The following is a 659-nucleotide window of genomic DNA, read 5'->3' on the forward strand; positions in this document are numbered from 1 at the left end:
TTAGCAACAACACCAGCACCTACAGTACGGCCACCTTCGCGGATTGCGAAACGTAGACCTTCGTCCATCGCGATTGGTGCGATCAACTCTACTGTCATCTTGATGTTGTCACCTGGCATTACCATTTCTACGCCTTCAGGTAGCTCGATGTTACCTGTTACGTCAGTTGTACGGAAGTAGAACTGTGGACGGTAGCCTTTGAAGAATGGAGTGTGACGACCACCTTCATCTTTAGATAGTACGTATACTTCAGACTCAAACTTAGTGTGTGGAGTGATTGAACCTGGAGCCGCTAGGACTTGACCACGCTCAACTTCGTCACGCTTAGTACCACGTAGTAGTGCACCAACGTTCTCACCCGCACGACCTTCGTCTAGAAGCTTACGGAACATTTCAACACCAGTACAAGTTGTTACTGTTGTCTCTTTGATACCAACGATTTCTACTTCGTCACCTACAGTTAGGATACCGCGCTCGATACGACCTGTTACAACTGTACCACGACCTTGGATTGAGAATACGTCTTCAATCGGTAGTAGGAATGGTTGGTCAATTGCACGCTCTGGCTCTGGGATGTAAGAATCTAGTGCTTCTGCAAGCTCAACGATTTTGTCTTCCCATTGCTTCTCGCCGTTTAGTGCGCCAAGAGCTGAACCTTG

The 659-nt window shown here is 47.8% G+C and carries 1 protein-coding gene; it reads right to left on the reverse strand.

Annotated features, from left to right (window positions below; translation table 11 throughout):
* On the reverse strand, window positions 1–659 hold a 659-nt coding region (locus tag ACM2FC_RS23575), incomplete at both ends, for an EF-Tu C-terminal domain-related protein (RefSeq protein WP_498483465.1).

This window comes from Vibrio sp. A37, assembly GCF_059777565.1.